Source organism: Mesorhizobium sp. B2-6-4 (genome assembly GCF_006441495.1).
Lineage (GTDB): Bacteria > Pseudomonadota > Alphaproteobacteria > Rhizobiales > Rhizobiaceae > Mesorhizobium.
The window spans coordinates 179,610-193,314 of the sequence record NZ_VFUE01000004.1 but is presented as its reverse complement, the minus strand read 5'-3'; the positions used below and the strand labels follow the sequence as shown (position 1 = coordinate 193,314).

At 60.7% G+C, this 13,705-nt stretch carries 11 protein-coding genes; all 11 read right to left on the bottom strand.

All coding sequences use genetic code 11. From position 1 onward, the window contains the following. Positions 1-101 precede the first annotated feature (101 nt). The 11 genes from FJ426_RS07535 to FJ426_RS07485 all read right to left on the bottom strand — a co-directional run bounded on the left by FJ426_RS07535 (position 102) and on the right by FJ426_RS07485 (position 13,586). Complete coding sequence (locus FJ426_RS07535; RefSeq protein WP_140825092.1) at positions 102-2,348, bottom strand: molybdopterin cofactor-binding domain-containing protein; 2,247 nt, start codon at positions 2,346-2,348, stop codon at positions 102-104. After that, the gene (locus FJ426_RS07530; protein ID WP_140825091.1) at positions 2,345-3,214 is read right to left on the bottom strand and encodes an FAD binding domain-containing protein; all 870 of its coding nucleotides are present in this window, start codon (positions 3,212-3,214) and stop codon (positions 2,345-2,347) included. Before FJ426_RS07530 ends, FJ426_RS07535 begins: the two co-directional genes overlap by 4 nt. Next, positions 3,211-3,675: a (2Fe-2S)-binding protein gene (locus FJ426_RS07525; protein ID WP_246675507.1), complete on the bottom strand. Its 465-nt coding sequence runs from the start codon at positions 3,673-3,675 to the stop codon at positions 3,211-3,213. The genes FJ426_RS07530 and FJ426_RS07525 overlap by 4 nt, the downstream gene beginning before the upstream one ends. A gap of 123 nt (positions 3,676-3,798) precedes the next feature. Next, positions 3,799-4,077 carry a DUF2249 domain-containing protein gene (locus FJ426_RS07520; protein WP_135900601.1) on the bottom strand — a complete coding sequence of 93 codons (279 nt, stop codon included), beginning with the start codon at positions 4,075-4,077 and terminating at the stop codon, positions 3,799-3,801. Between the two features lie 543 nt (positions 4,078-4,620). Continuing rightward, the gene (locus FJ426_RS07515) at positions 4,621-5,493 is read right to left on the bottom strand and encodes an FAD:protein FMN transferase (RefSeq protein WP_246675506.1); all 873 of its coding nucleotides are present in this window, start codon (positions 5,491-5,493) and stop codon (positions 4,621-4,623) included. Positions 5,494-5,626: 133 nt separating this feature from the next. After that, the gene (locus tag FJ426_RS07510) at positions 5,627-6,181 is read right to left on the bottom strand and encodes a nitrous oxide reductase accessory protein NosL (protein WP_140825089.1); all 555 of its coding nucleotides are present in this window, start codon (positions 6,179-6,181) and stop codon (positions 5,627-5,629) included. Between the two features lie 2 nt (positions 6,182-6,183). After that, a complete protein-coding gene (locus FJ426_RS07505) occupies positions 6,184-7,014 on the bottom strand; it encodes an ABC transporter permease subunit (protein ID WP_140825088.1) in 831 nt (276 codons plus the stop codon). Then, positions 7,011-7,928: an ABC transporter ATP-binding protein gene (locus FJ426_RS07500; protein WP_140825087.1), complete on the bottom strand. Its 918-nt coding sequence runs from the start codon at positions 7,926-7,928 to the stop codon at positions 7,011-7,013. Before FJ426_RS07500 ends, FJ426_RS07505 begins: the two co-directional genes overlap by 4 nt. Further along, positions 7,925-9,307: a nitrous oxide reductase family maturation protein NosD gene (locus tag FJ426_RS07495; protein WP_140825086.1), complete on the bottom strand. Its 1,383-nt coding sequence runs from the start codon at positions 9,305-9,307 to the stop codon at positions 7,925-7,927. Before FJ426_RS07495 ends, FJ426_RS07500 begins: the two co-directional genes overlap by 4 nt. A 4-nt stretch (positions 9,308-9,311) precedes the next feature. Continuing rightward, positions 9,312-11,237 carry a TAT-dependent nitrous-oxide reductase gene (gene nosZ, locus FJ426_RS07490; protein ID WP_140825085.1) on the bottom strand — a complete coding sequence of 642 codons (1,926 nt, stop codon included), beginning with the start codon at positions 11,235-11,237 and terminating at the stop codon, positions 9,312-9,314. A 24-nt stretch (positions 11,238-11,261) separates the two neighbouring features. Continuing rightward, a complete protein-coding gene (locus FJ426_RS07485) occupies positions 11,262-13,586 on the bottom strand; it encodes a NosR/NirI family protein (RefSeq protein ID WP_140825084.1) in 2,325 nt (774 codons plus the stop codon). Positions 13,587-13,705: the final 119 nt, after the last annotated feature.

Below are 13,705 nucleotides of genomic sequence, written 5' to 3'. Positions count from 1 at the left end.
GCATGGAAGGGATGCACGGCCGGAAAGCGCAGGCGCACCCTAGGCTTCGGACCGAGTGCAATACCACAGTGGCTTAGATGTACCTCCATGACCATTGTCCCTCAACTCAATCCAGCGAGGACTCGCTCGGGTATTAGCGGCAAATCTGTCAGTTCGGTGCCCAGGGCATCATTGACGGCGTTGACCACGGCCGCCGCGACCGGGATTGTCGCGATCTCTCCGACGGCTTTGGCGCCGAAGGGGCCGGTCGGCTCATCCTCTTCGATGAGCAGGACACGCATCGGCGGCATCTCGGAGGCATTGGCCAATGTATAGCGGCTGAAGCTGTCGCCACGCATTCGGCCAGTGACAGGGTCGATCGCAACATCCTCGTAAAGGGCATATCCGATACCGATCTGGATTCCCCCATGGATTTGGCCTTCCACCAGCATGGGGTTGATCGCTCGGCCGACGTCATGGGCGGCTAGATAATCTGTCACGCGTACGCGACCGGTGAGTCCGTCGACCTCCACCTCAGCAAAATGCGCTGCGTATGAGCCTGGATTGGCCTGGGCGCGATAGGTCTCGGTCGCCGTGGGCAGTTCCAGCCCGCGGACCGTCAAGCGGGCAGCGAGTTCTGAAAGCGCCAGGCCCGAGCCGTCCGGGCGGCGCACTGCGCCCGCCTCCAGCCTCAATTCATCAACTTCTGTATTCAATTCCAGGACCGCCGCAGCCCGGATCACTTCCGAGAGTGCCACGCCTGCAAGTCGGATTGCTTCGCCGCAGATATAGGTCATGCGACTGGCCCGTGTGCCGAGATCATATGGACAGCTATCGGTGTCGGCGGGAACGATGGCTATGTCGCACGCCCTGAGACCCAACGTCTCGCCCGCGATCTGCGCAAGCGTGGTGTCGGCCCCACAGCCGAGGTCGTGGAGCGCGCAGACGAGTTCCGCTCGCCCGTCGGGCAAGAGGCTCAACCTCGCCGTCGTTTCCTCGTGGAAACCGGGATAGCAGCCGTTGATGTGAGTGGCCGAGGCTACCCCCACTCCTCGCCGCCACCGGCCTCGTCCGGCATCCGTCTGCCTACGCGCCTGCCAGCCGAATGCATCGGCCCCGCGTAGCAGACATTCTCTCCCCCGAGCGTTGCCAACGCTGAGCCCTTGCCAAGGTTCAATCGCATTAGGCTCAACCAGATTCCTCAGCCGCATCGCCACCGGATCCACCCCCAGCCGCCGCGCGGATATATCAAGCGTGATCTCGGCTATCGTGTGAATCTGGGGGGAGCCGTAACCGCGAAAAGCGCCTGCCGGGGCGGTGTTGGTGTAGACTGCGCGGCCCGTGTAGCGCTCGGCGGGAATGTCATAAAGCCGAACCAGTCTCTGAAGCATCGAACTGGGCAGATAGTTGCCGCCGGTGCAATAAGCGCCGATGTCCACCAGCGTCTCGGTGTCGCGCGCCAGGATTCGGCCGTCGGAGCTAAGCGCGATCCGCATCCGGCCGACAACGCTCGACCGCGTGCGGGTCGCGGTGAAGGTTTCATGCCGGTCGTAGCGGATCATCACAGGCCGCCCTAGCACCAGCGCAAAGAATGCACACAACGGATCGAGAATCGGCTCGGCCTTGCCGCCGAAGGAGCCGCCTATGGGAGTCTTCACTACGCGTATCTGATCTTGTGGCACTCCCAATGCCTGGACAACGACAGCCTGCACGGCAAAAACGCTCTGACACGGCGAAAGGATCAAGATTCGGCCATCGGGTTCAGGTTTGGCAATGCAGGCGTGAGGCTCAATCGCACAGTGATGGCTGCGCGGAGTCGTGACATGTGTTTCCACCACCAGGTCAGCCGCAGCAAATCCGGCATCAAGATCGCCATGCGTGAAGCTCTCGTCGGCCACCGGGTTCATGAAAGCGGGAATGCCATCGTCGCGCATCACTGGTCCGGCGTGAACGAGCGCGGCTTCAGGATCAAATATAGCGGGGAGATCTACGTATTCGACTACGACCAGCCGTGCCGCGTGCCGCGCAATCTCCTCCGTATCCGCAACCACAGCCGCAACCCGATCGCCAATATGGCGCACCACCGCCGGGAACATTCGCTCGTCTGCCAGCGCCTCTTGTCCGGCGAACCAGATCGAGCTGTTGTAGTATCGTGCGGGCGTGTTTTCATGCCAGAAGACAGCGTGTACGCCCTCAACCGCCAATGCGGATGCAGCATCGACACAGGCGACGCGGGCATGTGGATGCGGGCTGAAAACGAGCGCGCAGTGCAGCAATCCTTCGACATGCAAATCGGCCGCGAAGCGCAATGCGCCCGTGACCTTTGCCACGCCGTCAACGAGCGGCACCCGATGGGAGATTTGGTTCATCCCGCTGCTTCCTCGAAGAGCCGATCACGTGGGCTGAGCCCCAGGGCCTGCGCGATCAGGTCGAGCCCGAGCCCGGTGATCGCGCGGCGCTTGTATATCTGCGAATTCCGGCCGGGAATGGCCGTATCGACCTCGTCGATCAACGCAGCAATGAAGTCGCGTAACGTGGCGGCGCCGAGCTTACAGCCCGCGAGCGCCACTTCTGCCCGGTGTAGTCTGCTAGAAACGGGACCAAGCGCTCCGGCTGCGATCCGCACGACGCCGAAATGGTTGCTCTGAAACTCAGCCAGCATCGCGAGATTGAGGCGCGAGATGGTCATGTCCTGCCGAGATCCGAGCTTGACGAAGGCGCTTCGCGGCAGAAGGCCGCTCGCTGGCAAGATCACTTCCGTAATCAGATGACCGGAGTTTGGAAGGTATTCGCAGAGCGCGGCCTCGTATTGTGTCCCGTTGTGTTTGAGCAGCACCAGTCTTGTTCCCGCGGCGACCAACACGGGCATCAAATCGGCGGCTGGGGCGGCATTGGCGATGTTGCCACCGATGGTGGCCCGGTTGCGGATCTGGACAGACCCGCACTGTGCGGCAGCCTCGCAAAGGGCCGGAATCCGTACTCGCAGCCTGCAATCCGCGGCAAGCGCCGCGACAGTGGTGGCACCTCCGATGCGAACATCCGAGCCATCTGTGGAAATGAAGGCCATGCCCGCCACACGGGCGAGATCAACCAGCAGTCCGGTTTCAGGGAGCGGGCGGCCCGCGATCAGCATGTCCGTCCCTCCGGCGACGAAATGCACCGGCCCCGCTTCCGCGGCGAGCGTCGCCCGCAACTCGGCCATATCGACAGGCGCTGAGACCGTGAGCGCATTCATCGCCCTGCCCCCTGGCGCGCGGCAGCTGCGGTAGCGACCGCCTGCACGATGGTCTCGAAGCCGGTGCAGCGGCAGATATTGCCTGCTAGTGCATGGCGGATTTCGGCTTCGCCTGGGCTGGGATTGGCATGCAAGAGCCCCTCGGCGGCCAGCACCATCCCCGGCGTGCAGTAGCCGCATTGCACGGCACCCATCTTCAAGAAGGCCTGCTGCAGATCGTTGATGCCGCTCCCACAGAGTCCCTCGATGGTGGTGATCTCGCGCCCTGCGGCTTGAAAGGCCAGCATCAAGCAGGAATCAACCGGCTGGCCATCCAGCAGCACCGTGCATGCGCCACACTCGCCCTCGCAACAGCCTTCCTTGACACCCGTCAGGCCAAGGACGTCGCGAAGAAACCCGCTCAATCGGGAGATTGGCGAAATCTCCGTCTCGATCGCCTGACCGTTAACCTTCAGCGACATTCTCATGGCGAGGAACCCTCCTCGCGTTTGATGTTTCGAAGGTTTGACCTAGGCGGTGGCCAGACCAGTCGGTGGCGACGAAAAAGAATGCTTGCAAAGTGCCGCCGGACGTTGGGCTGGTCATCAGCTGCCGCAGCAACAATCGCAGCCAGACGATTGCGGTCTGCTGATTTCGACGCGCCAGACCTCCGGCCCTCGCTCAAGGTATTCCCAGGCGAATACGCCGGGGTATCTGGCCTCGATCTGATAGTGCAGAGGTCGTGGGTCGTGGTCGTTGACGATGATGAAAGAAGAACCCTCGGCCAACGCGGTCGCTACCCCGAAGATTCGCGGGTGCCGATCTATCGGGGCGATGGTCCGCACGTCGATCAAGAGTGTCGATGCAAGTTCTGGGTCTGCCATGTCGATTGAATTCCCGGCCGCCAGAAACGTTGGAGCCAGGAGACGGCGGCGATGGTCGATCCCGGCGCGAAAATTTACCCCGTGGTCAGTCGGCCTATTTGTCGAAACGCAAACAATTCCGAGAATCCTGGAGGAACTGGGAAATTGCCGTTTGTCGGCATTCCGCAAAGAGCCGTACAGGCGAACGGCTAGCATGACTGACGCTCCGTCCGTCCTGAGAAAATAGATGCCCGTCCTTCGCGGTTGTACCAGTGACCCAGCGGCTCCGCGTTCTCGCCCGCGGTGGGAAGCCAGGTACCGGTGCCGACTGGCTGGCGATTTCTAAAGGTGAGCCAGTATCCCTTTATCCCCACATCCCGTTCTGCCGATTGGTGTGGTTGGTATTGCCGTCGCCACACCACGATCACGAGAAAGGACGAGCCTATTCTCGATTATCTCGCAGTCTGGCGGGAGGAGACTCACTTGGTAACCGATCGTGGCAGAGCCGCCTGACAACGCGGGCAATTGGGCTTGTTCCTTTGCCGCCTATCCGCGCTCCCCGATTTAAGACTTGACGTGCGTCCATAGAGCGTCTTGCGACAGAACATACGCGTCTACGCCATCGAGGCGTCGGACCGCACCGGCAATTGTCTCCATGTCCATCAGGCTGAAGGCGGTCGACAGTGCATCCGCAATCGTGGCAGTCAGCGCGACGACGCTCAGGCTCGCATGGCGTTGTGGAGTGGATCCGGTTCGCGGATCAATAATATGGGTGAACCGGCCGTCTTCATCGAACTGAAAGCCGGCCGGGCTCGAGGTGGCGACGGCGCTGTCCGTCAGCGGCAAGACTTTCAGAATCGAATCGGGATTAGAGGGATCAGTTATGCCAATGCGCCAAGGCCGGTCCTCTGGCGCCGATCCGATCGCACGGCCCTCGCCCATGTCGACGAGTGCGTGCTCAACGCCGCCGGCGCGCAGCAGATCGACAACCTTATCCGTTACGTAACCCTGCGCGATGCCGTTGAGCGTCAGCGCCGATCCGGCTGCTGGCAGTTCGATGCGGTCTTCCGAGTAAGCCATCTTGTCAAACCCGACCCGATCAAGGGCCTCCTGTATGATCTGGCGCGAAGGCCCGGCGGCAGTGGCTCGGGGATCGGAAAAGTGGCGTTTGTAGGCTAGCCACAATGGTTGCACCGTAGGATCGAAGGCGCGCTCGGTGAGACGCCAGACGTCGTAGCAACGGCGAAGGATTTCGACGAGATCCGTTGACGGCGAGACCAGGAATCCTTGGCGATTCAATCTCGAAAGGTCCGAATCCTCGCGATAGAGGCTGAAAATCCTTTCCAAGCGGCGAACTTCGGCGGCAACTTGGTCAACGAGCCTCAAGGCCAAGGCTCGGTCGGGATGGTTGATGAGCAGTGTTGCCTGGGCGCCCATAGCTTCTCCGCGCCACGAGACGGCCGACGGTGTCGCCAGAGCTTTGCCACCGAGCGGAAGCAGGGCCATTCCGGCAGCAGCAGCGGTTATGCCAATGAACCGACGGCGAGACATATGGGAGATCATAGCGCCCTCAATTTGCGTTGTCGGGATCAAGCGATTGCGGGTCCGAGCTGCCATAGGAAGCCGTCTCGGACTCCTGCCCCAGAACGTAACCACGCGGCAGGTCGGCGAAGTCCAAGACCTGACCACCATGCTCTTTGGCAAAAGCCCGCGCGGATTCGCTGGAGGAGAAAGGCACCGCTTCCGCCGTTCCCATGCCACCTTTCCTGTCACTGCCGATGACGAAAAATGCGTCCTTGGCATTCACCCAGTTGTCGATACCTGGATTATCCCAGTTGGGTGCCTTCGCCATGTCGGACACGTAGACCGCCCGTATGTCCTTGGGTTCCTCCGGCAGCATGGTAAAGGCGATCGCGTCGCGGGCCGAGGAGAACCAGATGGGCTCGTCATACTTGGCAAGGATAACCTGCCCTTTCGGACCCGGATGTTCGAGGATGTTCATACCGCAATAGCGGCCCATCGCATCTTCGGTCATGGCGAACGGCGCCGGCATCTTGTCCGGGCCTCGCTGACAGCCGGCTATGGCTATGAGGCTTCCGGCGAGGAGGGTCAGTCCCAAGCGCATCCTCACAGCTCCCTCCTCGAAAACATGAAAGCGGCGGCGGCCATCGGCGCGACCGTCCACGCTGCTAATGCCGCCACGAGCGAAAAAGAACCGAGCGCGACACTCTGGACGGTTCCAGCCATGCCGGATGCCGAACTGATGTCGGCAGTACCCATAAGGTTCAGCAACCTGTACGCATCTGTCGGATTGAGAAGAAGCAGTGCATTTAGCATGCCGGCGGTCACGAACCGCCCCTGATCGGCTACCAGCAATCCCAGCAACCCCATGTCGTAGATCAGCACGAACAGGAGCCAGATACCGATCGCGATCCCACTCGCGGTTCCGTGGTCGCGTGAGACCGCGCTGACCAGATAGCCGATCGCCACGAACACGGCTCCGAGCAGCACCGACGAGGCCGTCATTGTTGCGAAGGCGAACCAACTGGCGCCGCCGATCGACTTTCCAGTCGCCGCCAGCGCAATCGCGGCAACGCCATACCCAATGAGGGTCGCAAATGCCAGGATCGCAAGATGGCCAAGGAACTTGCCGAGAAGCACTTGCCAACGCCGGACGGGATAGCTCAGCAACAACGTCATCGTGCCGCGCTCGATCTCGCCGACAATCGCATCATAGGAGATCAGTAAGGCGATGAGCGGAACGATGAATATGGTGAGACTGGCCAGGCTCACCACGACCACATCAAGAGCGCTGGCCCCGACATTGCCAGTTGGCGCACTGCCTAGAAACGTCAAGGTTAGCGCGAGCGCCGCCAACAGTGCTGTCGCTGCCACCACCCAGCGGTTTCGCAGCCCTTCGCGGATTTCCTTGACGGCCAGAAGCGCGATCGTACTCATGCTGATGGTCTCCCGCCGAGGAAATGGGCATAAAGTTCATCGAGGCCGGGCGGCACCATCTCGATGTCGTCGAACGGCACTTCGGCGCCAGCTGTCCGGCGCAGGAACGCGATCTTGCTATCGGGGGACGCGTCCAATTCGATGGTATGGCCGTTCACCTGTCGGAGATCCGGCCGATTTCCCATCCAGTCCCTGATGCGCTGGACGCCGCCGTCGGTAGCCCTCATCCGAATGACCGTCGGCAGGCGAGCGATCCGCCGCAATTCTTCGAGTGACCCGTCCGCGATCTTCTTGCCTTCGTTCATTATAATGACGCGCGTGGCGTTTCCTTCGAGCTCGTTGAGCGCGTGCGACGACAGAAGGATCGTTGTCCCCGCATCCCGCATTTCACGCACGATCCGATAGAATTGCTGGCGCAGTTCTGGATCGAGGCCTGTGGTCGGCTCATCCAGCAGAAGAACCCGCGGTGTTCCGATCAGCGCTTGCGCCAATCCCAGCCGCTGCCGCATGCCCTTCGAGTAGGTTCCAATGCGTCGGTCCGCAGCATGCGCGAGACCGATTCGATCCATCAGCTCGTTCACGGAGCGCAGGCTCTCGCCCTTCAATCCAACGTAGAAACGAAGCATTTCGCGGCCGGTCAGAACCGGATTGAATGAAACGTTCTCCGGCAGATAGCCAAGATGTCTGCGAACGGCGGAATTTCCGGCTGAAGTATCCTCCCCCAGCACGGTCACGGAACCTGATGTGGGGCGGCTCAGCCCAAGCATGAGCTTGATCAGGGTCGTCTTGCCCGCACCGTTATGTCCAACGAGGGCGACGGTTTCAGCATCGCTCAGTGCGAATGAAACTTCATCGACGGCCCTGACTCCGCCAAAGTGCTTGGCAACGGAGTTCAATTGAATGTTGACGCTCATGGGCTCTCCTCCGTGGCGGCCGGCTTCATCAGTGGATGGCTGTCGACGACGCCGCCGGGAAAGACTGCGGGAAATCGGGCCTGCGCCCAGCGGATCACCTGCACCGCGGGGCTGTTGACGAGAACCTTCGCCGCCGGCGCTGTCCAGAGGACTTTGTCGATCATATCGTTCGGTCGGTAGGAGTTATCGCCGATGCCGTCGCCGTTCAGGTCGAAAGCCGGGTTGTCGCTCCAATAGTTACCTCGGCCGCCGCTCGACCAATCGAGGTCGCGCGTACCGACATATTTCACCTGGTTTCGATTGCGGATGAAGGCGTTTCCGGCCATCTCGTTGCCTTCCGAACCGGCCGTAAAATGCACGCCGATCTCGCAACCCTCGAATCGATTGCCGCGAAAGCGGTTCTTGTTCGCATTGTAGATGAACACGCATTTCTCGGGGCCTAGGCGGGCAATGGCCCCTGTCGGAGTCACCACCCCGTCCGCGTCGCCCACAGGAAGTCCGTCCGTGTCGGCGAAACGCTGTCCGTTGCTCGCCCATCTGCCGATCGGCTGCCTTCGGCCGCGAACCACGTTGCCGCTTATCTCTGAGCCATTGGCATAATTGAACAGTAGCCCGTTGTCGCGGTCGCCATCGGACAAATTGCCTGTGACCCGCAGCCTACTGGAATACATGATGGCATAGCCAACGACATTGCCGACTGAAACGTTGTCGCTGATCACGCTGTCGTTTGTGTACATGTAATGGATCGCGAACCGCACATCGTGGAATATGTTCGCGCTGAATTCATTGTGTTTGCTGGCAGTCGCAAAAATGCCATCGCGTCCAAAGCTGATCTGGTTGCCGACGACCTTGGCGCCAGGCGCGTTCCAGACGGAGACGCCATTTCCAGCCTGGTTCGTCCGCCCTGTGCGCATACCCTCTATGCGGTTCCCCCTAGCGACCGCGCCCGCAGCGCCATGGAGATATATTCCGTAGAGGTTGCCGAGGATCGCGTTCCCCTCGACGATTGCGCCCTTGGCCGTCTCTTTCACGAACACGCCGGCGTCCATCGAATCCAAGTCGGACCCGGAACCAACAATCTCCAGACCGAGCACGGCGGCATTTGCGGCCTCGACGGTGATTACGCTCCCTTGGCCATCACCCTCGACGATTGCGCCTGCCTGGCCTTGCAGAGTCATCCGTTTGGTGATGGATACCGGACCGCGGTGCCTGCCGGTTGCGAGCAACAGCACGTCGCCTGGGGCGGCGGTATCGACGATCGTTTGAAGGCGCGTCTCATCGGCCGGCACGGCGATTTCCGCCGCCCCGGCATTGTTACCGGGAATGGCGACAAGAAACGCCGCCATTCCCAAAGTTGCGAGGGTGGCCAATCGAGCCATGCCGTCACGCAGCCTGCGGCTCGACGAACATGCGGCCCTGCATCTCCATGTGCATGGCATGACAGAACCAGGAGCAGTAATACCAGTAGACGCCTGCCCGGTCCGCCGTAAACGTCACCGAAGCTGTCGCCTGGGACGCAACCTCCATGTTGATCCCGTAGTTGACGATGGCGAAGCCATGGGTGAGGTCTTCCACCTCATCGATGTTGGTGACGTAGACCGTTACCTCGTCGCCTTGCTTGACGGAGAAGCTCTCTAGTCCGAACGCCGGTGCAGCCGACGTCATGTAGACGCGAACCTTGTTCCCGTCGCGGATGACTTCGCTATCCGCCAGCAGGTCGATGCCGTCAGCAGCTGCCTGTTTTACGGCGTCAGCGAAGAACGGGTCCGCTCGATCCCATGCGCTGACGGGATTTATTTTTGACCGGTGGACCAGGGTTGCGTCATGCGGTTCGGCAAAGCTTGGCCCGTCATGGACGAGCGCCATGGTATCGCCCGAGATATCGATGAGCTGGTCGTTCTCCGGCTTGAGCGGGCCAACGTTGAGGAATCGATCCTTGGAGAACTTGTTGAGGGAGATGAGCCATTTCCCGTCCGCCTCCTTGGTCTGTCCCATCGAGGAATGGTTGTGGCCGGGCTGATAATGGACGTCGAGCTTCTGACGGATCGGATCGACCTTCTCGCCGGCGAAGGAGCGCTTGGCGTCGTCGATATTCCATTTGCAGATCTGGCTGTCGATGAACAGGGTGGTGTAGGCATTGCCTCGGCCATCGAAAGCTGTGTGCAACGGTCCAAGACCGAGCTGGGGTTCCGCCACGACGGCATCGCGGGGCTGGATCTTGTCGTCGAAGAGGTCGTCGAACTTGCGCACATCGAAAACCGTGCAGGTGGGCGACAGCTTGCCGTTGGCCACCACATGGATTCCGTCTGGCGCGGTATTGATGCCATGCGGGCTGTTCGGAACGGGAACGTAGCGCGTATAGGGCGAACCGTGGCGCCCGTCGATGACCGGCACGCCGCCGATTTCCTTGAAATCCCCCTTGGCGACGGCTTGCTCGATGCGCTTGAGATTGAAGATGACGACCCAATCCTGCTCTTTCGCCATCGTCTCGGCCAAATTGACGCCTTCTTCGGAATTGTAGCAGGTGGCATAGCAATATTTGCCCTGGTAGTCGGCATCGACGTTGTCGAGATTGCCGTCGACCATCACCTGCCATGCGACCTTCATTGTCTCCCCGTCAACGGCGGTGAAGATGGCGTGGTACTTCGTCTTGTCGTCGAGGACTTTGCCGTCGTTCGGGATCGGCACCCGGTCCTCGCCATTGCAGAAGACGTAGCCTGTCTTCGGATATTTCTGGACGCGCAGCCCGTGCACGGTGTGCTGGTTCGGCAGCTGGATGATCTTGTCGCATTTCATTACGTCGAGGCGGATTCGGGCCACGCGGGTATTGGCCTTGTCATTCGCGAACAGGTAGCGGCCGTCATAGGTGCCGTCCGTAAACGAGAGGTGCGGGTGATGAAGATCGCCGTTGAGGTAGATGCCGCCCTTGTCCTTCAGGAATTCCTTGGTTTCCGGCAGCAGCCCTTCGGTCAGCACCTTGCGGCTTTCGTTGGTCAGGCCCCATCCGGTCGCGCTGCAGCGGTTGAAGACGGGGACCCGCATCAGTTCGCGCATCGAAGGTGCGCCAACAATGCGGACTTCGCCGCTTTGGCCGCTCGAAAAGAAAACATAATATTCGTCGAGCTCGCCTGGCATGACCTCGAACTTTTGCCCTCCCGTCGCAGCGCTCTGTGCCGCTGCCGGCGACACCATGCTTCCGCCCAAAGTCAGCGTGCCGCCAATGCCCGACGCGCCGGCGGCCGCCACGATTGCCGACGTACCCAGCAGCTGGCGCCTGCTCAGGGTTCTCTTGCGGTCTTCTTCCGACATATTCCTTCTCCTTCTGATTGAGTCTTAGGTCGTTGAACTGGGAACCGGGCTGGTTTGCTCGATTGGCTTGCCTTTGAAGGCGATCACCGGCTTGGCCGGCCCCTTTCCCCGGCTCGACGGCGACGAGAGCGCCTCGAATTTTTCGCGCTTCAAGCGCACCTGGATCATGTGCGGGCAGCGATGGTCGTCGTGGTAGAGTTCCTGGCAATGCATGCAGTAAATGCATTCATTGACGTTGATCTGACCTTCGGGATGGATTGCCTGAACGGGGCATTCCTTTGCGCATCGCTGGCAGGGCGAGCCGCATTCGGGGTAGCGCTTCAGCCACTCGAACATGCGGATGCGCCCTGGTATGGCGAGGGCGGCGCCGAGCGGGCAGAGATAGCGACAATAAAAGCGTTCGATGAACAGGCCTGCGACAAGAAGCGCCAGCGCGAAGATCACGAACGGCCATTCGCGGGCGAACTTCAGGATGATCGCGGTTTTGAACGGCTCGACCTCGGCGTAGGTCTCGGCCATGCCCGCCGAATAGAGCGAAAGGCCAAAGAGGCCGAGGAAGATGATGTACTTGATTGGCCACAGCCGCTCGTGCAGGCCGAAGGGCAACGTGATCTGGGGCACTTTCAGCCACTGCGCCAGATTATTGGTCAGCTCCTGGAGCGCGCCGAACGGGCAAAGCCAGCCGCAAAACGGCCCACGGCCCCAGAAGAGCAGCCCGGCCGCAACGGCACCCCAAAGGATGAAGATGAGAGGTGCAGACAGAAAGAATTCCCAGCTGAAGCCGCTGACCAACGAGTTGAAAAATGTCAGCACATTGACCACGGAGAGCTGGGCATTGGCGTACCATCCAAGCCAGACCAGTGTGAAAAGGAGATAGCCGCGTCGCACCCAACCGAACAGGCGCGGCCGCCGAACCAGCCAGTTCTGGAAGAAGAAGATGGCGGTGAGGACAAGGAGCGCGGCCACGGTGATGGCGACCGAAGCCGTGTCCATCCTCCAAATTTTCATCCAGAGCGGTTCCTGGTCGGGGAAAGTCGCGCCTGGCTCTTCAGCCGACGCAGGTGCCGGCGCGACCGCTTCCGAAACCGATTTGACGGCCTCCTGCACCGGTGGCCCTTCGATCGTCAGGTAACGGTCGGGAAGAGTATAGCCGACATTGAACGGAAGCACCGCCTTGTCCCGCGCACCATAGCTGCGCTGAGCTAGCAGCTGCAGTTCCCAAGGCTGCGTGAGATCGAGCGAAAATTCCTCCGGTACGGAAAACAATGCTATTTCGCGCAGGCTCGGCGCGCCCTTCGCCGCCAGATCGCCGAGTCTGGTGTGGTTTCGATCGCGAAACCTGACGCCTTGGCCGTCTTGCAGCAGTTCGATCCGGTCAAAAATCCCGCCCCGCACATAGCCTGAACCCTTGAAGGAATAAGTGCCGTCACCGGCAACAACGATTGCCTGCTGCCCGGGCTTGAGCTTCCTTTGCAGCCGCTCATAGGCGGCATCTCCCAGAAGGCTTCGACCAATCGTCGGCACACTGACCGCAGCCACATACAAGTCGATGAAGCGATCGCTTGGATTGGCTGTCTCTGGCTTGGCGGAAGCTTCAGGATGGCCGGCTTGAGTGAAAGCGTCGGAGACCTCGCCGACGCTGAGGCGAAGGCTGCGAATTGAGCCATCGCCCAGGAGCGAAGCCCAATCGCGGATTTCAGATTTGGACAAGTCCGGTTTCTTGATCAGCCCTTGGGCGACTGGTGAGGTGGTCGAACTGGTTGCACCAAGACGGTTGCTCCGGATTAGTTTGACGGCGGAGCGGACGACGCTGTCGCTCATCACCAGAACTGTCACGGTGGCACCGCTGACGATGTCGACCTGCGGGAGTTGTTCTGCCCCGGCAGCAACGCGGCTGAGGTCCTTGCCGATCAATGAGTTGAGCGCCGCGACGACCTTTGCCTGCGGTATGCCTATGAGGACGATCGGTTCCTTGTGCTCGACCAGCTTGATCCCACGGATAATCCCCGCAGCATCAATGCCGACAAGGATCCTGATCGGTTTTCCCGAATATCCAACCGCGCTGGAAAAGTCGGTGTTGAGGTAGGCGTACCCGATTTTTCGGGTTCCCGAGTAGATTGGCGCCAGCGGAGGGACGCCTTCGAATTCCCCGTATCGATCGCCACCCTGGATCAGCTCCCCCGGCTTCGTGCTTGCCAAGTAGTCCTGGAGTGTTCCGGCATGGGTGGGTGCCGACCAGACAGCTAGGATTGCCAGCGTTGCAATTGCCCACGCAGCAAGACGGCGCCAGTTCCTCGAGAGTCGTAAGGAAGCGGTTGACGTATATCGTTTGGAAATGCTCCCCGGCATCGGCTTCCTTCATTGCGTTCTCAGGCTGGGAGCTAGCTGGTTTCGTCCGCCAGCGGCCTCTGGCGTGTGTGTCGGCGGTTTTGGAGGAGAGTTCTTTGACGCAGCGCAAATAACTTCCA